Raw genomic sequence first — 18,506 nt, 5'->3', positions numbered from 1 at the left:
ACTCGACCTCGGTCGCGCCCATCGTGACGTAGAGGCAATCCTTGTTGCCAAGCGTGAAGCGCTCGCCATCGACGGTGACGATGCCCTCGGCGCTGCCGACATTGACCACCGCCATCTCGCGCCGCTCGAGGAAGGGATGGCCTTCCGCCGATTTCGGCTCGGTCTGCGCGGGCAGCTTCACCGGCGCATCGGCCACCGCGACGCCGCCGATCACGAAGCGATCGGCATGGGTGTAGTTCAGCACGCACTCGCCATCGCGGAAAAGTCCGCCGATCAGATAGCGGTCGCGCAATTCCTCGTTGGACACGCATTCCATCATGTCGGGATGGGTCGCGTAATAAGTGCGGTCGAACATCGGCTTCTCTCCTGCAACTGGTAGCCGCAAGCTTTAGCAAATATCCCGTTTATTGGAAGCGCTGTTCACATGTTGGACAATCAGCACATGCAGAAAGCGGGGGCCGTGCGCGCCGCGCACATATTGCCCCTCTATGTCGGTGGTGCCTGAAACGCCGGTGACCCAATAATGCGCGCGCGGGGCGAGGGCGGGTTGGGGAATATCCTCAAGATGCGCGACGATGCTGTCCTCGAACACCACCACCAGATGGTGCAGCGCCAGGAAATTGGCGAGCATCGGCTTGCCCGGCCCGGTTTCGAGCACCAGCGAGCCGGTCTCGCACACCGCCGTCGTCGCGCACGTCAGCACCGCGCCGCCGTCGATCGGCGGCGCGGCAAGGATGTCCAGCCGCGACCAATCGGCCATCTGTGCCAGGTCGCTGTCGGCGATCATCAATTCGGGGGGCAGGCCGGAGGATGCCAGATAACGCGCGACAGCTTCGGGCAGATCGGCGCTGCTGGCCAATCGTTCGCAGGTGGCGGCGATCGAGGGCGCGGCCAGTGCCTCGATCAGCGCGTCGACCGAAGCGGTCGCGGCGGGCCGTTCGGGGCGGGTGAGCAATGCCGCCGCTTCGGTAGCTAAGGTGGTCGGATCGCGGGGCGGATCGCCGAGCGCGGCGAGAATTGCGGCGCGCGCGCTCATCGCTCGCCCGCGCGATAGCGGTCGAGGAAATTGCTCCCCTGCGGCACCGGCAAATCGCGATAGCGCGTCCAGCCGCGTGCCAATGGCAGGCTTCGCAGCCATCCCTGTCCCGCCAGCCGCATCGCCGTTACCGCCATGCGAACGCCCAGCCGATACAGGCGCGGGCGCTGCGCCGCCCATGCCCATAGCCCCAGGCCATGCCGCATCGCGGCCGGCTCCAGCCCCTCGCGCCAGCTTTTCTCGCGCCAGCCGCGCAGCAGCGTGGGTAGGGGGATGTCGACCGGACAGACTTCGCGGCATTTGCCGTTCATCGTGCAGGCATGCGCCAGATCGCGATTGGCGGCGCTCAGCCCGTCGATCGCGGGGGTCAGCACCGCGCCCATCGGCCCCGGATAGGTGCCGCCATAGGCATGGCCGCCGACCTGCCGGAACACCACGCAATGGTTCATGCACGCGCCGCAGCGGATGCAGCGCAGCATCTCTGCTAAACCATTGGCACGCATCGCGCTTCGGCCGTTGTCGACCAGCACGATGTGCATCTCGCGGGGGCCATCGGCATCGGCGGCGCGCTTCGGCCCGGCATAGAAGCTGGTATATTGCGTCAGCGCCGCGCCGGTCGCCGAGCGCGCGAGCATTCGCAGCATATGGATGGCGTGCGGCATCGACGGCACCAGCTTTTCGATCCCCGCCGTGACGATATGCACGCGCGGCGGCACGATCGACAGTTCGGCATTGCCTTCGTTGGTGACGGTGCAGATCTGGCCGGTATCGGCGATCAGGAAATTGGCCCCCGAAATGCCGACATCGGCGGACAGCATCCGCGTTCGCAAATGGCGGCGTGCGCTTTCGGCCATCGCGGCGATGGTTTCCACCTGATGCGGATCGGCATGATGCTGATGGAACAGCGCCGATACCTGATCGCGCGTCTTGTGCATCGCCGGCCACACGATGTGCGACGGGCGCTCGTTCGCCAACTGGATGATATGTTCGGCAAGGTCGGTCTCGATCCGCTCGATCCCGGCATCGGCCAGCGCGTGGGGCAGGCCGATTTCCTCCCCCAGCATGGATTTCGACCGGGCGACGCTGGTGGCCCCGGCGGCGCGGCACAGCGTCAGCACGATCTCGCATGCTTCGTCCGCAGTGCGCGCCCAATGCACCTGCGCGCCCGAGGCGATCGCATTGGCCTCGAACGTCTCCAGATAATGGCCAAGATTGGCGATCACATGGTCCTTGATCGCCGCCGCCCGCGCGCGCGCCGCCTGGAAATGCTCGAAGCCTGCGACCGCGACGCGGCGCTTTGCCTCCGACGTGCCGGCGGTGCGCTCTACCGCCAGCTTCAGGATCGGATCGGCCAGCGCCAGATCGACGCGGTCGTCGAATCTGCTCATGCGTCCTCACCGATCGCTGGACCATCGCCCATGCCCGCCAGGATTTCGATGGTGTGGAAGGCGCGCGCGGTGCCGCCGTCGCGGTGCAGCTTGCCCGCCATGTTCATCAGGCAGCCAAGGTCGCCCGCCAGCAGCAGTTGCGCGCCGCTATCCTCGATCGCGCGCGCCTTCTCGCCCGTGATCGCGTTCGAAATGGCGGGATATTTGGCACAGAAAGTGCCGCCAAAGCCGCAACACGTCTCGGCCCCCGCCAGATCGACCAGCGACAGCCCCTCGACCGCACCCAGCAAGCGGCGCGGCTGTGCCTTGATCCCCAACTCGCGAAGCCCCGAGCAACTGTCGTGATAGGTCGCGGTTGCGGGCAGCGCGACGCCCTGCGGTCGCCAGCCGCGAACATCGTTCAGGAAGGCAAGGACTTCCCAGGTCTTAGCCGCTACCGCCGCCGCGCGCGGCCCCCATAGCGGGTCGTGTTCGAGGATTTCGGGATAATGGACCCGTACCGTCGCGGCGCATGATCCGCTGGGGATGACGACATAGTCGTGCGGTTCGAGCAGCGCGATCGTTGCGCGGGCAATCGCTTCGGCATCGGCGCGGTCGCCCGAATTGAGCGCGGGCTGGCCGCAACAGGTTTGCGCGGGCGGCACCACGACCTCGCACCCCGCCGATTCGAGCGCGCGCAGTGTCGCAAAGCCGATCGACGGGCGCATGGCATCGACCAGGCAGGTGACAAACAGCGCCACGCGCGGGCGGGTAGGCGCCTCGATCATGTGAGGCCGTGCTGCCTGGCCCAGCCGGTGAACAATTGCGGCCAGGGCGATGCTTCGCCGCCGGGCAAGGTCAGGCCAAAGCCATGACCGCCGCGTTCGAACAAATGCATTTCGGCAGGCACCTTGGCGGCGCGCAGCGCGGTGAGCATGGCGATGCTGTTTTCGGGCGGCACCGCGCGATCGTCGATCGCGTGCGCCAGGAAGATCGGCGGCGTGCCGGGCGCGATCAGCGTGTCGGCGGCGACGGCGCGCAGCGCTTCGGGCGAGGCCGCCTTGCCCACCAATTGATCGCGCGACCCGCCGTGAACGTGCGGCCCCTCCATCGCAATTACTGGATACATCAGTGCCGCAACGCGCGGGCGAAGCGGCAGGCGATCAATCGCATCGGCGGGCGGGTAGCTTGCGATGTCCTGCCGGGCCGCCAGCCGCGCGGCGAGGTGACCGCCGGCCGAAAAGCCGATGACGCCGATCCGGTCGGGATCATGCTCGGGACGCGATCGGATGATCCGAAGCGCGCGCTGCGCGTCCTGCAACGGCGCGTTGGGGCCGGCGGCCCAGCCATCGGCGGGCAGGCGATAGATCAGCGAATAACAGGTATAGCCAAGCGCCGCGAAGGCATCGGCGATCGTCAGCCCCTCATGCCCGATCACCACGCGGATATAGCCGCCGCCGGGGATCAGCAGCAGCGCCGCGCCATTAGGCCGGGCAGGGCGCGTGACGGTGAGCGTGGGACGGGTGACGTGGACGAAGGCGGTGTCGTTCACCGGGCCGGTGGGCGAGCGGCGGATTTCGGCTTCGGTAACGCTGACCGCTTCGCCGCCGGGCACCGCATCCGGCCAGATCGCGAACCGTTCGGTCGCCGCTGCCTGCAGCGGAAGCGGCGCGAGGCTGGCCGTGCCAAGCGCGGCACCACCGGCGATCAGGGTACGGCGGTCGATCCCGTTCATCTACATTCCCATTTGCCCAGCGGCGTTTCGCGTTGCAGTTCGGGCCGGTCGCTGCGAACCGATGCCGATACCGGCAGCCCCAGCCGCTGCAATTCACCCGCCACCAGATCGGCGATACGCCGCGCGCCCATTTCGCTGGAATGCGTATCATCGGCAATGCCGCCGGGAAATGCGGCTTTTTGGTCCGCCGGGGTATAATGCAGGTACAGCGCCTTGGCCGCTTCGGGGCCGGTCCGGGTGAGCAGATCGAGCGACAATGCCTCCAGATCAATCAATGCCGCGCCGGTTTCGCGCGCGGTGACTCGCGCGACCGAGGAATAGTCGGCGAAATCGGCGCGCGCCTTGCCGCCGTCGAACGATCGCCGCGCCACCGGCGTGAGGATCACCGGCGTGCCGCCGCGCGCGCGGACATCGGTGACGAAGCGGGTCAGGTACATGCGATAATCGGTCGCGGCGGGGGCATAGCGGGCGGGGCGGTTGCGGCTGGCGTCATTGTGCCCGAACTGGATCAGCACGGTATCGCCCGGGCGCATTTCTTTGAGAATAGCCGCCCAGCGTCCTTCGCTGACGAAGGTGCGCGTGCTGCGTCCGCCCATTGCGCGATTTTCGACGCGAACGCCGTCGGCCAGCGCGCACGGGAGCATCATCCCCCAGCCGGTTTGCGGATAGGCGGCCCCGCGATAAGTGGCCGCGGTCGAATCGCCGGCGATCCAGATCGTCTGCGCCGCCGCCGGCATCGCCGCCAGCACCAAGGCGAGTGCGGTCGTGGCTGCGCGGATCACTGCAAATTCACGAACAAGCCGCCATCGACCAGCAGCGCCGCGCCGGTGACATAGGCGGCCATGTCAGACGCCAGGAACACGATCGGCCCGACCATATCCTCGGGCTGGCCCAGCCGCCCCAGCGGCACCCGCCCCTCCATCGCCGATCGCTTCTTTTCGTCGGCCAGGTCTTCCTTGTTGATCTCGGTCAGGATCGTGCCGGGCAGCACCGAATTGCAGCGGATGCGATGCTTGCCCAGCGCGATCGCGGTCGATTGCATCAGCGAATGCACGCCCGCCTTGGTCGGGGTATAATGCGTCTGATACTCGCCGCCCACCAGCGCCGAGATCGACGATACCGCGACGATCGCACCGCCATCGCCCTGATCGACCATCCGCCGCGCCGCCGCCTGCACCATATAATAGGCCCCGTGCAGGTTCACCCGCAGCGTGCGTTCCAGCGTTTCGGCGGGCATGTCGAGAAACGAATGGAAGGGGCAGATGCCGGCATTCGACACCATCACATCGACCCGGCCAAAGGCATCGACCGCGCGGGCGACGAAATCGGTCGCGGTGGCGGCATCGGCGACGTCGCCCTTCACCGCCAGCCCGCGCTGGCCGGTGGCCTCGATCGCGGCGATGCAGGCTTCGGCATCGGCGTCGCGGCTGTGATAGTTGATCGCCACATTCGCGCCATGCTGTGCCGCGCCGATCGCGGCGGCGCGCCCGATCCCGGTCGATGCGCCGGTCACCAATACCGTCTTGCCTTCCAACAGCTTCACGAAACTCTCCCTTATCCTTTTTTGCCGGGGCGCGGCGACGGGCTGGTTTCGGCGTTCCAGCCCAGATCGGCGCTGATCAGCCGCGCGGCACCCCGCACGTCCTGGCTCAGCGATGCCATGCGATCATCGTCCATATATTGCGCCGCGCTCGATACGCTGATCGCCGCGACGATCTTGCCCGAAGCATCGCGCACCGGGGCGGCGACGCAGCGGATCAGATCCTCGTTTTCCTCAAGGTCAAAGGCGTGGCCCGAGCGGACATAGTCGCGCATCCGCTCGCTCCACACGGTATAGTCCGCCTGCGGCGCGCCGATCACGCGGTCTTCGGTGAACAGCCGGTTCCAATTGCCCTCGGGCTCGTCGAGCAGCAGCGCCTTGCCAAGCCCGGTCGAGGTGAGCGGCTGGCGATCGCCGACGCGGCTGGAAATGTCGACCCGCCGGCGGCCGGGTATCTTGTCGAGATACAGCGCCAGATCGCCGTCGCGCCGGCCCAGATGCACCGTGTCGTCAGTCGCCAGCGCCAGCGCTTCGATCCGCGGGCGGGCAATCTGCACCACATCGGCCTGTGACTGGGCAAGGAAGCCCAGATGCAGCAGCTTGGGGCCGAGCAGATAGCCCTCGCGCGGCAGGAAATTGAGGAATCCGCGATCGACCAGCGCATTGGCCAGGCGATGCGTGGTCGACCGGGTCAGCCCCATGCGCGCGGCGAGATCGGCAAGCTTGATCGGGCCGTCGAGCACCTGATCGAGCATGTCGAGGCCGCGCAGCAGCGTCTGGCTGCCCTGCACCTTGTTGCCGGTATCGGCTTTTTCCGCCGATTCTTCATTTGACGCGGTTTGTCTCATCTAGTAACACCCTATCCCATAAAGTGAGAAAGTAAAGCGTGATAACGGTGTCTTGCCGGTATGGCGCAATCGTCAGGGGGTTGCGCTCGATCGACAGAACACCAGCGAAATTACGGCTTTGCGTATCACATAATGGTATGGCGCGACGCTACATTTTCAGATGATCGCCAGCAATGCGTTCATAAGACACGGCCAGAGGAGGGGGCGTCGCATGGGCGCTATGGGATTACCCAGGATCAAGCAGGTCCGCGCCTATACGGTGCGCGGCGGCGGGGCGGATTACCACGACCAGGGCGAAGGCCATTGGATCGACGACCATATCGCCACGCCGATGGCGCGCTATCCCGAATATCGCGCATCGCGGCAAAGCTTCGGCATCAACGTGCTGGGGACGCTGGTGGTCGAGATCGAGGCGGATGACGGCACCATCGGCTTTGCGGTGACGACCGGCGGCGAGCCGGCCTGCTATATCGTCGAAAAGCATCTCGCGCGCTTCCTCGAAGGGCGCAGCCCGACCGAATATGAGAAGATCTGGGACCAGATGTACTTCTCGACCCAATATTATGGCCGCAAGGGGCTGGTGATCAACGCGATTTCGGGCGTCGATCTGGCGCTGTGGGATTTGTTGGGCAAGCTGCGGCAGGAGCCGGTGTATCACCTGCTGGGCGGCGCGGTGCGCGATGAGCTGCAATTCTATGCCACCGGCGCGCGGCCCGATATTGCCAAGGAGCTAGGCTTCATCGGCGGCAAGATGCCGCTGCACCACGGACCCGCCGAAGGGGCCGAGGGGTTCAAGAAGAACATCGCGATGATCGCCGATATGCGCGCGAAATGCGGCGATGATTTCTGGCTGATGCTCGATTGCTGGATGGCGCTCGACGTCGATTACGCCACACGGCTGGCGATCGCGGCGCATGAACATGGTCTGAAATGGATCGAAGAGGCGATCAGCCCCGACGATTATTGGGGCTATGCCGAGCTGAAGCGGAATGTCCCCAAGGGGATGCTGGTCACCACAGGCGAGCATGAAGCGACGCGATGGGGCTTTCGCATGCTGCTGGAGATGGAATGCTGCGACATCATCCAGCCCGATGTCGGCTGGTGCGGCGGCGTCACCGAATTGATGAAGATTTCGGCGCTGGCCGACGCGCATGGCAAGCTGGTGGTGCCACACGGATCGAGTGTCTATAGCTATCACTTCGTCGTTACTCGGCACAATTCACCCTTTGCCGAATTCCTGATGATGCACCCTGGTCCCACCGAGGTCGTCCCGATGTTCCACCCGCAGTTGATCGGCGAACCCGTTCCCGAACGCGGCGTGCTGCGTGCATCGGCGCTCGACAAGCCCGGTTTCGGCGTCGAGCTGAACCGCGACCTCGATATGCACCGCCCCTACGAACATTGAGGACGAAATAAATGAAGTTCTGCCGCTTCGGCCCGCGCGGGTCGGAAAAACCCGGTTTGATCGATCAAGACGGCGCGTTGCGCGACCTGTCGGGCGTGATCGATGATGTGACGCCTGCGGCGATTGCCGGCCTGTCGATCGATCCTGCCGGCCTGCCGCTGGTGGCGGGCGAGCAGCGCATGGGCGTGCCTGTTGCCGGCATCGGCAAGATCGTCGCGATCGGGCTGAATTACGAAGATCACGCGATCGAATCGGGTCTGCCGATCCCGACCGAGCCGGTGATGTTCATGAAGGCATTGTCGTCGCTCACCGGCCCCAATGACGAAGTGATGATCCCCAAGGATTCGACGCATACCGATTGGGAGGTCGAACTGGGCGTGGTGATCGGCAAGACCTGCCGCTATGTCGAGCAGGCCGACGCGCTGTCGCATGTCGCGGGCTATTGCGTCGCCAATGACGTGTCCGAGCGGTTCAACCAGAAGCAGCGCGGATCGCAGTGGAGCAAGGGCAAGGGGCATGACAGCTTCTGCCCGGTCGGCCCCTGGCTGGTGACCGCCGACGAAATCGCCGATCCGCAGGCGCTCGACATGTTCCTCGACGTCAATGGCGATCGGATGCAGACCGGCAACACGCGCACGATGATCTTCGGCGTGGCGGAGATTATCGCTTATGTCAGCCGTTATGTGACACTGTATCCGGGCGATCTGCTGATCACCGGCACGCCGCCGGGCGTAGGCGAGGGCAAGAAGCCCGAGGCAATCTTTCTGAAGGCTGGCGACACGATGCGGCTTGGCATTGCCGGGCTTGGCGAACAGCAGCAGCAGGTCGTCGCGTGGCGCAACCTTGGCGATGCGGTGCTGGGATGAGCTTTGCGGGCCGCTTCGCCGGGCGAAAGGCGATTATTACCGGGGGTGCCTCGGGCCTTGGCCGCGCCGTTGCGGCCCGCATCCTGGCCGAAGGCGGCACGGTGTCGCTATGGGACATGAACGTCGCGCTGGGGGAGGCTCGCGCCGAACTGGGCGGCGTGCATGGCGTCCATGTCGATGTGGCCGATCAGCAGGCGGTGGCCGCAGCGGCTGCGGAAACGCTCGAAGCGCTGGGCGCGGTCGATATTCTGGTGTGCTCGGCGGGCATTACCGGGGCGACCGCGCCGGTGCATGAATATCCGATCGATAGCTGGTTGCGCGTCGTCGACATCAATTTGAACGGCCTGTTCTATTGCAATCGCGCGATCGTCCCCGCGATGATCGCCGGCGGCTATGGCCGGATCGTCAATGTCGCCTCGGTCGCGGGCAAGGAGGGCAATCCTAACGCCAGCGCCTATTCGGCGACCAAGGCGGCGGTGATCGGCCTCACCAAATCGCTGGGCAAGGAACTGGCGGGCAAGGGCATCATCGCCAACGCGATCACCCCCGCGACGTTTGAAAGCCCGATCCTGGAACAACTGCCGCCCGCACAGGTCGAATATATGCGCTCGCGCATCCCGATGGGCCGGCTGGGCGAAGTGCATGAAACCGCCGCGATGGTGTGTTTCATGGCGAGCGAGGAATGCAGCTTCACCACCGCATCGACGTTCGACACGTCGGGCGGCCGCACCACCTATTGATGGGTGGTGGGCAAAATGCTGCCCTTCATCGACGCGCATGTGCATTTGTGGGATCTTGATCGGCTTGCCTATCCCTGGCTGACGCCGCCCTTTGGCGATGATGGCCCCAATGGCAGCGTCGCGGCGATCGCCAAGACCTATCTGCTCGGCGATTATCACCGCGATGCCGCCAATTGGGATGTGCGCGGCATCGTGCATGTCGATGCCGGGGCCGATCCGCGCCACGCGCTGGATGAGACGCGCTGGCTTCAGGCGATGGCCGTTGCCGATGGCCGGCCCGATGCGATCGTCGCATTCGCCGCGCTCGACGATCCCGGTGTAGAGGCGCTGCTGGCGGCGCATGCGGCGCACCCGAAGGTTCGCGGCATCCGACATATCGTCAATTGGCACCGCGATCCGCAGCGAAGCTATACCCCGCGCGACGTGACGCTCGATCCCGCCTGGGAGCGGGGCTATGCCGCGCTCGCCAAATGCAACCTCAGCTTCGATCTGCAAGCCTATCCCGGCCAGTTCGCGCATCTGGCGGCGTTGATCGCGCGGCATTCCGATACGCCGGTGATTGTCAACCATGCGGGCATGGCGGTGCCCTCCGATCCCGACGGCATGGCGCAATGGGCGGGCGGCATGGCGGCGCTGGCGGCGTTGCCGCACGTCGCGGTAAAGCTATCGGGCATGGGGTTCGCTTTCCGGCCCTGGGACCGCGACACCGTGCGTGACTATGTGCTGCGGACGATCGAGCTGTTCGGCCCCGATCGAGTGATGGTCGCCAGCGATTTCCCCACCGACAAATTGTTCGGCGGGTTCGATCAGACGCTGTCGGCCTATGATGCGCTGACCACCGATTTCTCCGATGACGAAAGGCGGGCGATGTTCGCTGGCAACGCCAACCGCATCTACCGGCTCGGGCTGGCGCTTTGACCCCCAATCCGCTGACCGGGGTGCTGTTCCACTGGCTGGGCGGCCTTGCCTCGGCCAGCTTTTACGTCCCCTATCGCGGGGTTCGAAGCTGGTCTTGGGAGATTTACTGGCTCACCGGCGGGCTGTTTTCCTGGGCGCTGGCCCCGTGGTTCTTTGCCGCGCTGCAGACCCAAGACCTGCTCGGCGTGCTCGCGCGGACGCCGCTGCCGGTGATCGGCTGGCCGATCCTGTTCGGGATTTTATGGGGGTTTGGCGGGCTCGGCTATGGCCTCGTGATGCGGTATCTGGGGCTGTCGCTGGGGATGGCGGTGGTGCTGGGGCTGTGTACGGTGTTCGGCACGTTGATCCCGCCGCTGTTCGCAGGCGACTTTGCCGACAAGCTGCTGGTGACGCTGTCGGGGCGGATCATCCTGCTGGGCATCGCGCTGACGCTGGCCGGAATCGGCATCGTCGCGGTCGCGGGGGCGAGCAAGGACGCTTCGCTGTCGGTGGCGCAGAAAACCGCCGCCGTTGCCGAGTTCGATTTCCGCAAGGGGATCGTGGTCGCGATCCTGGCGGGGATCATGTCGGCCTGTTTCGCCTTCGGTCTGGCGGCGGGCGAGCCGATCAAGGCGCTGTCGGCGGCGGCGGGCACCGGGCCGCTATGGACCGGGCTGCCGGTGCTGTGCCTGGTGATGTTCGGCGGATTGCTGACCAATGTGGTGTGGTGCGCGGTGCTGATCGCGCGCAACCGCAGCGCGTCGCAATGGATCGGGCAGGGGCAGGCGCTCGGCGCGCCGCTCGCGCGCAACTTCGCCTTGTGCGCGCTCGCCGGGGTGGCTTGGTATTTCCAGTTCTTTTTCTACACCATGGGCGAAAGCCAGATGGGGTCGCTGGGCTTTTCCAGCTGGACGCTGCACATGGCCAGCATCATCATTTTCGGCACGCTGTGGGGCTTTGCGCTGCGCGAATGGAAGGATGCCGGCGCGGGCGTGCGCGCCTTGGTATGGGCGGGGATCGGGGTGCTCATCCTGGCCACCATCGTCATCGGATATGGCAATCGGCTGGCTGCGGAATGATCGCATGATGAAAGGTCTGTTTCTCGCGCTGGCGCTGGCGATCGCTGCGATCCTGCCCGGTTCGGCACGGCAATCGTCGGACGATCTGCTGCTGCTGCCGCAGATGCACCTGCACGATCCGTATATCGTCGCGGGCCAGGCCAGCCGGACCTATTATCTGTTCACCCGCAACGAACCGGCGATGACCGGCGATCCGGCGCTGGGCACGATGATGTACACCAGCCGCGACCTGAAGCACTGGACCCGCCCGCGCGTCGTGTTCCGGCTCCCCGCCAGCGGCACCTGGGCCAAGGAAGGCAGCTGGGCACCCGAAGTTCATGCGTGGAAGGGGAAATATTATCTGTTCAGCACCTTCCACGACAGCGCCGCGCGGCTGCCGCGGGTAGGCCGCCGCAAGCCCTATCGGCGCGGCACCGTGCTGGCGGTCTCCGACCGGCTCGATGGCCCCTATACGCTGGTCAATGGCGGCGAACCGATCGCGCCCAAGCAAATGATGACGCTCGACGGGACGTTGCACGTCGATCCGCAGGGCCGGCCGTGGTTCGTCTATGCCCATGAATGGTTGCAGACGCGGGTGGGCACGATCGAGGCGATACCGCTGCGTGACGACCTGACGGCCGCGGGCGAGCCGCGCCTGCTGTTCCGCGCCGATGAGGCACTTTGGGCCAAGGGGCAGAAACAGCCCGAAGGCGACACGGTCTATGTCACCGATGGCCCCGAATTCTATCGCACCACCGGCGGGCAGCTGATGATGCTGTGGTCGAGCTATGGTGGAAAGGGCTATGTCCAGGCGCTCGCCCGCTCGAAATCGGGCGGGGTCGAGGGGCCGTGGGAGCAGCTAGGGCCGCTGGTCAAGCGCGATAGCGGGCATGGCATGTTGTTCCGCGCATTTGACGGGCGGCTGATGATGGTGCTGCACCGGCCCTTCACCTATGCGCTGGGCAAGCTCTATGAGATGCGCGACACCGGCGGCAGCGTCGAAGTGGTGCGCGAGGCGACCGAACTAGACCTTGAGGCTTATCCAACGCATCCGTGCGCGGTGCGGGAATCGCCGACCGGGAATCCCTTGCCCGATTGCTGAGCCGCGAGGTTGACGGGGTGATTCTCTCCTTACGCCATTCGTGCGAAGGCGGGGATCTATAACCACTGCACTGGCATATGGATTCCCGCCTTCGCGGGAATGACGGACGGAAATCCGTTAGCGGGGTGGCAGGCGCACCGCGGCTTCACGATCGACCGAGAGGACGCCGCCCGCCTCGTGCAGTTCGGCGATCTGGAGCACGCTGCGGCGGCCCCAGTGCGGATCGCGTTTCATTTCGTCCTCGCCGAATCGCTGTACCTCGGGCGCCCAGAGCGTGGGGCCGGTACATTCGACGGGCAGGGCCGCCGGACCGTCATAGGTCCAGCGCATCCCGTCGCGCGAGGTGGCTGTGCCGATATGCGTGCCATGCACCCACGACACGTCGTCGGGATCGGCCAGCGCCAGGTTCGCGCGGCGATTGGTGTAGAACATCCGCCACTGCGCGGTTGCCGGATCATATACCGTCGATGCATCGGCGGCACCGTCATGGATCGGATCGCGCAGCAGCGGGACCGGCGCTGCCTCCTGCGCCGCCAGCAACAGCGCCAGCGCAGCGATCACCGGGCGGTGCCGGCCACCGGGTTGCGGCCCCAAAGCTGGTCATAGCGCCAGCCCGACAGATCCTCGACGATCGCGCGATGTTCGGGCGCGGGGGGCGTGGGATCGGCGGCGCGCAGCCGTTCGATCTCGTCCATCAGCACCTTGTGCGTGGCGGGATCGAGGCGGAAGCGAAGCGACACCAAGATGCCCGCCGCCAGCACCGCGATGGTGCCGATGCCCAGGATCAGCGCGATCGTGTTGACCGCCGCGCCGCTTTGCACCGGCGCACCCGATATGAACCCGCCGGCTTCCATCATCAGCCCGACGCCCGCGACCGCGGCGGCCTGGGTCGCCTTGCGGATGAAGGTCATGACCCCGGCAAAGCTGCCCTCGCGGCGCTGGCCGGTCACGATCTCGTCGACATCGGCCATGTAATTATATGTCGCCCAGGGGATGTAGTTGAGCGCGCCGCGCCCCAAGCCCGCAAGCCCGATCGCCGCCCAGATCCACGGGCTGGTCGCGGTCAATCCGCCGAACCACAATGCCAGCAACACGACGACGCCGGCACCGAACGCCATCGCCGCGAGCCGATAGGCAAAGGCGGGCGACGCGCGTAGCGCCAGGTTGATCGCCAGGATCACCGCGACGAACTGGACGATATACATCGTACCCAGCAGCCCCGACGCCACCGCCGTCGATCCCGCCAGCGCGAAGATGACGAAGAAGGTGAAGGCGGCGTTGAAAATATCCTGGCTGATATAGCCGCCCAGATACATGCCCAGATGCAGCCGGAATGCGCGGATCCGCATGGTCGAGAACAGGTTGCGATACAGCGCCTTGAACGCCGATCCCGCGCCGCCGCCGCTGGTGGGCACCGCCGACACCTTGCGCTCGCGCTCCCAGCTAAAGGCATAGAGGAAGCCCGCCGTCGCCATGAACAACGCGGCAAAGATACAGCCCATCCAAAAGAAGGTATCGGCGCTGTCGCGGCCAAGCGCGTTGATCAGCCACAATGGCAGGAAACCCGCCAGGATCGCCGCGCTTTGGCCGAACAGGATGCGCGCGCCGGCGAACTTTGCCTTGGTCTTGTAATCGCTAGACATTTCGGCGGCGAGCGTTTCGTAGGGGATGATGACGCTGGCATAGACCAGCTCGAAAAACACATAGGTAGCCAGGTAATAGGGGAAGGTCTGGCCCGGCAGCCACATCAGCGCGAAGCTTGGCAATAGCGGGATCGCGGCGATGATGAAGAAGCGCCGCCGCCCGAAACGCCGGCCAAGCGCGGTATCGCCGAAATGATCGGAGACATAGCCGATCAGCGGCGAGGCGATCGCATCGAGGATACGCGCGACGGCGAAGATCAGCGCCGCCTGACCCGCCGACAGCCCGCAAAACTGGGTGTAGAAGATCAGCACCCAGCCCGAGATCACCGCCATCGACCCGGCCCCGAGCACGTCGTTCGAGCCATAGGCGATGTAGTTTATCAGCCGGACGGGCCGTCCCGATGCTGGTGCTGTCAACGCCTGACCCCTCCCTTGGATAGCCCCTGTACGGGCTTGTGCTGCCCGGGCTTAAATGCTCATATGTTGAATAACTATCACATAATGTGGAACTGGCAAGCGGAGAGGCGGATGGGTTTGCGGCGTTGGATCGGGTTGGCCGTGATGGCCGTCCATATCGCTTCACCTGCCGTGGCACAGCCCGCGCGGCAATGGGTGGATACGCTTACCGGGCATCGGATCGTGCGCGTCAGCCAGGTGCCCGACAGCATCAGCCTGTATTTCCATCAGAACAGCTACACGCCGCAGGGCGACAAGATGGTGATGGCGGTGCCCGATGGGATCGCGGTCGTCGATCTGAAAAGCTGGGCGGTGACGCCGCTGGTTAAGCAACCGGGGATCGCGCTGCTATTCACTGGCCGGCGCAGCCGCACCGCCTATTACAGCAACCGCGCGCGCGACGATGCCGGCGGCGGGCAGACGATCTTCGCGGTCGACATTGATACCGGACGCAGCCGCAAGATCGCCGATGTGCCCGCCGGCACGATCGGATCGATCAACGCCGACGAGACGCTCTTGCTGGGGCAAGTCGCGCTGGGCAATCAGGATTTGCGCCCCGACGGCACCCGCCAGCAAGATCGCAGCGCCGTTGGGCGCAAGGTCGGCCCCGGCGAATATGACTATGCCGCCACCGGTAGGGACGGCCAGCCGCTGAGCTTTGCCGATGCCAAGGAGGTGCGGCTGAACGAACGGCTCGAAGCGCGAATCCCGATGGAAATCTTCACCATCGACGTGAAGACCGGCGCGCGCCGGGTGGTGACCGCCTCCACCGACTGGCTCAACCATGTCCAATTCTCGCCCACCGATCCGCAGCAGATCATGTATTGCCATGAAGGGCCGTGGCACAAGGTCGACCGAATCTGGACGATCCGCGCCGATGGAACGGGCAAGCGCCAGGTCCACAAGCGCACGATGAACATGGAAATCGCCGGCCACGAATTCTTCTCAAGCGACGGCAAGACGATCTGGTACGATCTGCAAACCCCGCGCGGCGAGGTGTTCTGGCTGGCCGGATACGAGCTCACCACCGGCAAGCGCCGCCAGTATAAGGTGGAGCGCAATCAATGGTCGGTGCATTATTACCAGTCGCCTGATGGCACGCGCTTTTCGGGTGATGGCGGCGACAGCGAGATGGTCGCCAAGGCCCCCGACGGCAAATATCTGTACCTGTTCACGCCAAGGGACATCCCCGACGTCGCCGGGATCAGTGCTCCCGATGCCGACGAACTGATTGCGCCGGGTACACTGGTTGCCGAGAAGCTGGTCGATATGCGGGGGCATGACTATCGGTTGGAGCCCAACATGACCTTCACCCCCGACGGTAAATGGATCGTGTTTCGCGGCAATTTCGAAGGCGCGACCCATGTCTATGCGGTCGAGGTCGCAAGGGCGCGGTAGCGTTCCCGGCTATCGCGCTGGCCGTGCGATCAGCCGATCGATCAGCACGCCGCCGCTATTGGCGCGCAGCTCGATCCGGTGCGAGCCTGTCGCCAACATGCCGGGCAGCTCGACCGTGATCCGGTTGTCGAGCACCGCCTGTGCCCAGCCGGGATCGCCCGTCATGCGCGGCACCGACACCGGGATCGTGCGGTCGTCGACGATCACGTCGAGGGCAATCGGCGCGCCGTCGCGATCGGGGTAGGTGGGCAGCAGCTCGATCGACAGCGACCAAGTGCCCGGTGGCAGCGTCATTGCCGCCACGCCCGCTACCGCGCGATCGACCCGCGAGCCGATCGCGCCGCCATTGCGGCCAAGCCCATCGATCCGCCGCCAGTCGCCGCTTGCCGTTTCGGCCTCGACCACGATCATCGGCGGAGAGGCGGCGGAGGCGGGCAGTGGGCCGGTGGGGCCGTACCGCGGGGGAAGCGCCACCGGCGTGGTGCGATAGCTTCGCCATTGGCCATCGGCAGGTTCTGGCGCGATCATCCCGCGCCATTTTCCGCCCGCCAGCGTCTCGTTATACTGGTGGGTAAGCGCCGCAATCCGCGCGTCGGCGGCGTGTGCCTGTTCGGCGGCGGTGCCCGCTGCGGGCAGGTTGCGATCGCGCAGCCGGTCATGCGCCTCGATCGCGAACATGCGGCGATTGGCCATTACAGCGGCTTCGACCGGATAGCGCACCAATTGAAAGAACGCATCGCGGCGATGTGGCGGCACCGCCGGCTCGACCGTATCGAGCGCCGCCAGGGTGCGATCGAACGCCGCCAGCCGCTCGGCGATCTCGGCTTCGGCCAGGCCGCTCGGGCGCGGCTTCTGATTGGGCAGCCACCATTGCAGATGCTCGGGCCGGCGCGCGAAGTTCAGCCGGTGGTGCTCGGCCATGATCGCCGCGACGGGTTCGGCCAGCGCCGGATCGATCGCATGCGCCGCCCATGCCGCGGTCCAGCCGTCGATCGATTGCGCGCGGGTGCCATCGACATCCCAGGCCAGCGCCAGGAAATAGTCGGTCGCGAGTTCGGCGGGCTTGAGGTCGCCGACATTGGCTACCCACATCCGCCGCGCGCCCAGGTCCCAGGCGCGCCCCATTTCCTCGCGGATCAGTGCGGGCGGGGTGGTCGACAGCCACAGATAGGATAGCGGCGCGCCCAGATAGGACAGGTGATAATATACCCCCGACCCGCCGGGCCGCGCGCGCTCGGCGGCATCGGGGAAGTGGCGGATATAGCCGAAATTATCGTCGGGCCACATCAGCGTGACATCATCGGGCACCGCCAGCCCGGCGCGATAAATGTCGAGCACTTCCTTATAGGGGGTGAACACTTGCGGCGCGCCCGCGATGCCGGCCCCGGCCAGCAGGGCGCGTTGATCGTCGAAGATGCGTTCGAGCACGCGGCGGCGATCGTCGGTATCGGTCGGGCCGACCATGCCGCTATCGTGGATGCCGCGCATCCCCAGCGTCCACACGCTTTCGTATCCGGCGTTGGTGCCCACCCGCTCGGCCCAGTAGCGGCGAACGCCGCCGGCATTGGCGACATAGTCGAAATCGGCGGCGGGCGCGGTCCATTCGCCAACATTGTTGCGGAGCACCGGCTCGGCATGGCTCGATCCCATGACGATGGCATAGCGATCGGCGAGCGCGGCATTGGCGGGATCGGCGTTGAACGGGCGGGTTACCTTGTGCATCGCGGGCCAGAACACATTGGCCTTCAGCCGCAGCAGCAGCTCGAACAGGCGCGCATGCGTCTTCGGCCCGATCGGCGCCTCGTCGGGAGCATGATTGGCGGCCCAGGGGATCATCCCCCAATCTTCGTCGTTCAGGAAAATGCCGCGATATTGCACCGAAGGCGGCCCGAAGCGGCGAGTGCCCGCGGCGGCATAGAGCGCCGGGCGCTTGGCCGGGGTGACATCTGCCCACCAGGCCCAGGGCGACACCCCGATCGCCTGCGCCAGTTCATAGCTGCCAAAGGCGGTGCCGCGCCGATCGCTGCCGACAATCACCAGCGCACGCGCGACGCCGGGGGCAGGGCGATCGACGACGGTGATCAGGAAGCTTTCCCATGCGCCGCGCAGCCGGGCGACGTCGATCCGCCCACTGACCGCCAGCCGGTCGATCGCGGCGTTCTTGCCTAAGGTGCCGATCCATATCTGGGTGTCACCTATCGCCTTCGCGCCGGTGACGGCGGCGAAATCCTCGCGCAGATCCTGCGCTGCGATCGCGACCACTGCATGGTCGTTGGGATCGGTGACGATCCGCGCCATCCGCCCATCGGCGGCGAGCGCGATCGCGCCGGGGAGCGCCATGCCGCTGATCCAGTCCTCAGCCGCAAGGGCGGGCGATGACAGCGCCAGCGCGAGCGCCGCCATTACCCGCCGCCA

General features: G+C 65.8%; 17 protein-coding genes and 1 pseudogene. 7 read left to right on the top strand and 11 right to left on the bottom strand.

The annotated features are described in order from the left end of the window. The 8 genes and pseudogenes from QU44_RS10190 to QU44_RS10155 all read right to left on the bottom strand — a co-directional run. Positions 1-355 (bottom strand): annotated as a pseudogene (locus QU44_RS10190) (5-dehydro-4-deoxy-D-glucuronate isomerase); the annotation flags it as partial. Between the two features lie 33 nt (positions 356-388). Further along, on the bottom strand, positions 389-1,036 hold the full coding sequence (locus QU44_RS10185; protein WP_033922021.1) for a LutC/YkgG family protein: 648 nt from the start codon (positions 1,034-1,036) through the stop codon (positions 389-391). Beyond that, positions 1,033-2,424 carry a lactate utilization protein B gene (locus tag QU44_RS10180; protein ID WP_033922019.1) on the bottom strand — a complete coding sequence of 464 codons (1,392 nt, stop codon included), beginning with the start codon at positions 2,422-2,424 and terminating at the stop codon, positions 1,033-1,035. Before QU44_RS10180 ends, QU44_RS10185 begins: the two co-directional genes overlap by 4 nt. Beyond that, complete coding sequence (locus QU44_RS10175; protein WP_033922018.1) at positions 2,421-3,191, bottom strand: (Fe-S)-binding protein; 771 nt, start codon at positions 3,189-3,191, stop codon at positions 2,421-2,423. The genes QU44_RS10180 and QU44_RS10175 overlap by 4 nt, the downstream gene beginning before the upstream one ends. Beyond that, positions 3,188-4,138 carry an alpha/beta hydrolase gene (locus QU44_RS10170; protein WP_033922016.1) on the bottom strand — a complete coding sequence of 317 codons (951 nt, stop codon included), beginning with the start codon at positions 4,136-4,138 and terminating at the stop codon, positions 3,188-3,190. The genes QU44_RS10175 and QU44_RS10170 overlap by 4 nt, the downstream gene beginning before the upstream one ends. After that, complete coding sequence (locus QU44_RS10165) at positions 4,135-4,920, bottom strand: rhamnogalacturonan acetylesterase (protein WP_033922015.1); 786 nt, start codon at positions 4,918-4,920, stop codon at positions 4,135-4,137. Before QU44_RS10165 ends, QU44_RS10170 begins: the two co-directional genes overlap by 4 nt. Further along, positions 4,917-5,681, bottom strand: a complete 765-nt coding sequence (locus QU44_RS10160) for an SDR family NAD(P)-dependent oxidoreductase (RefSeq protein WP_033922013.1) — start codon at positions 5,679-5,681, stop codon at positions 4,917-4,919. The genes QU44_RS10165 and QU44_RS10160 overlap by 4 nt, the downstream gene beginning before the upstream one ends. A gap of 11 nt (positions 5,682-5,692) precedes the next feature. Beyond that, positions 5,693-6,526, bottom strand: coding sequence for an IclR family transcriptional regulator (locus QU44_RS10155; protein ID WP_033922011.1), 834 nt, complete (start codon positions 6,524-6,526; stop codon positions 5,693-5,695). Between the two features lie 220 nt (positions 6,527-6,746). Here QU44_RS10155 and rhmD point away from each other — a divergent pair, with 220 nt between their 5' ends. From rhmD to QU44_RS10125, 6 genes are read left to right on the top strand one after another with little or no spacing between them, the layout of a single operon-like run. After that, on the top strand, positions 6,747-7,931 hold the full coding sequence (gene rhmD, locus QU44_RS10150; protein ID WP_052134662.1) for an L-rhamnonate dehydratase: 1,185 nt from the start codon (positions 6,747-6,749) through the stop codon (positions 7,929-7,931). Between the two features lie 11 nt (positions 7,932-7,942). Further along, positions 7,943-8,797 (top strand): fumarylacetoacetate hydrolase family protein, encoded by an 855-nt coding sequence (locus QU44_RS10145; protein ID WP_033922007.1) that lies wholly within the window; start codon positions 7,943-7,945, stop codon positions 8,795-8,797. Beyond that, positions 8,794-9,537 (top strand): SDR family NAD(P)-dependent oxidoreductase, encoded by a 744-nt coding sequence (locus QU44_RS10140; protein WP_033922005.1) that lies wholly within the window; start codon positions 8,794-8,796, stop codon positions 9,535-9,537. The genes QU44_RS10145 and QU44_RS10140 overlap by 4 nt, the downstream gene beginning before the upstream one ends. Positions 9,538-9,552: 15 nt before the next feature. Continuing rightward, entirely contained in the window at positions 9,553-10,455 is a 903-nt protein-coding gene (locus QU44_RS10135) for an amidohydrolase family protein (RefSeq protein ID WP_033922003.1), read from the top strand. Beyond that, positions 10,452-11,513 (top strand): L-rhamnose/proton symporter RhaT, encoded by a 1,062-nt coding sequence (gene rhaT, locus QU44_RS10130; RefSeq protein WP_033922002.1) that lies wholly within the window; start codon positions 10,452-10,454, stop codon positions 11,511-11,513. Before QU44_RS10135 ends, rhaT begins: the two co-directional genes overlap by 4 nt. A 7-nt stretch (positions 11,514-11,520) precedes the next feature. Continuing rightward, the gene (locus QU44_RS10125) at positions 11,521-12,594 is read left to right on the top strand and encodes a glycoside hydrolase family 43 protein (protein WP_052134660.1); all 1,074 of its coding nucleotides are present in this window, start codon (positions 11,521-11,523) and stop codon (positions 12,592-12,594) included. A 117-nt stretch (positions 12,595-12,711) separates the two neighbouring features. On the opposite strand, the gene QU44_RS10120 is transcribed toward QU44_RS10125, so the two are convergent. After that, on the bottom strand, positions 12,712-13,155 hold the full coding sequence (locus tag QU44_RS10120) for a hypothetical protein (RefSeq protein WP_156141076.1): 444 nt from the start codon (positions 13,153-13,155) through the stop codon (positions 12,712-12,714). Beyond that, on the bottom strand, positions 13,152-14,654 hold the full coding sequence (locus tag QU44_RS10115; RefSeq protein WP_033922001.1) for an MFS transporter: 1,503 nt from the start codon (positions 14,652-14,654) through the stop codon (positions 13,152-13,154). Before QU44_RS10115 ends, QU44_RS10120 begins: the two co-directional genes overlap by 4 nt. 144 nt (positions 14,655-14,798) lie before the next feature. On the opposite strand from QU44_RS10115, the gene QU44_RS10110 reads away from it, so the two are divergent. Continuing rightward, complete coding sequence (locus tag QU44_RS10110) at positions 14,799-16,091, top strand: oligogalacturonate lyase family protein (protein ID WP_231621699.1); 1,293 nt, start codon at positions 14,799-14,801, stop codon at positions 16,089-16,091. 9 nt (positions 16,092-16,100) lie between these two features. Here the strand turns inward: QU44_RS10110 and QU44_RS10105 are convergent, their stop codons facing one another. Further along, complete coding sequence (locus QU44_RS10105; RefSeq protein ID WP_156141074.1) at positions 16,101-18,494, bottom strand: glycosyl hydrolase 115 family protein; 2,394 nt, start codon at positions 18,492-18,494, stop codon at positions 16,101-16,103. Positions 18,495-18,506 lie beyond the last annotated feature (12 nt).

This window comes from Sphingomonas sp. 37zxx, from assembly GCF_000786205.1.
Lineage (GTDB): Bacteria > Pseudomonadota > Alphaproteobacteria > Sphingomonadales > Sphingomonadaceae > Sphingomonas.
Note: the sequence above shows the minus strand (reverse complement) of the source record. Positions and strands in the feature narration are given on the sequence as shown.

Coding starts and splice junctions, on each gene's coding strand:
- QU44_RS10185 (WP_033922021.1), bottom strand. CDS start 1,036: ATGAGCGCGCGCGCCGCAATTCTCGCCGCGCTCGGCGATCCGCCCCGC.
- QU44_RS10180 (WP_033922019.1), bottom strand. CDS start 2,424: ATGAGCAGATTCGACGACCGCGTCGATCTGGCGCTGGCCGATCCGATC.
- QU44_RS10175 (WP_033922018.1), bottom strand. CDS start 3,191: ATGATCGAGGCGCCTACCCGCCCGCGCGTGGCGCTGTTTGTCACCTGC.
- QU44_RS10170 (WP_033922016.1), bottom strand. CDS start 4,138: ATGAACGGGATCGACCGCCGTACCCTGATCGCCGGTGGTGCCGCGCTT.
- QU44_RS10155 (WP_033922011.1), bottom strand. CDS start 6,526: ATGAGACAAACCGCGTCAAATGAAGAATCGGCGGAAAAAGCCGATACC.
- rhmD (WP_052134662.1), top strand. CDS start 6,747: ATGGGATTACCCAGGATCAAGCAGGTCCGCGCCTATACGGTGCGCGGC.
- QU44_RS10145 (WP_033922007.1), top strand. CDS start 7,943: ATGAAGTTCTGCCGCTTCGGCCCGCGCGGGTCGGAAAAACCCGGTTTG.
- QU44_RS10140 (WP_033922005.1), top strand. CDS start 8,794: ATGAGCTTTGCGGGCCGCTTCGCCGGGCGAAAGGCGATTATTACCGGG.
- QU44_RS10135 (WP_033922003.1), top strand. CDS start 9,553: ATGCTGCCCTTCATCGACGCGCATGTGCATTTGTGGGATCTTGATCGG.
- QU44_RS10125 (WP_052134660.1), top strand. CDS start 11,521: ATGAAAGGTCTGTTTCTCGCGCTGGCGCTGGCGATCGCTGCGATCCTG.
- QU44_RS10110 (WP_231621699.1), top strand. CDS start 14,799: ATGGCCGTCCATATCGCTTCACCTGCCGTGGCACAGCCCGCGCGGCAA.
- QU44_RS10105 (WP_156141074.1), bottom strand. CDS start 18,494: ATGGCGGCGCTCGCGCTGGCGCTGTCATCGCCCGCCCTTGCGGCTGAG.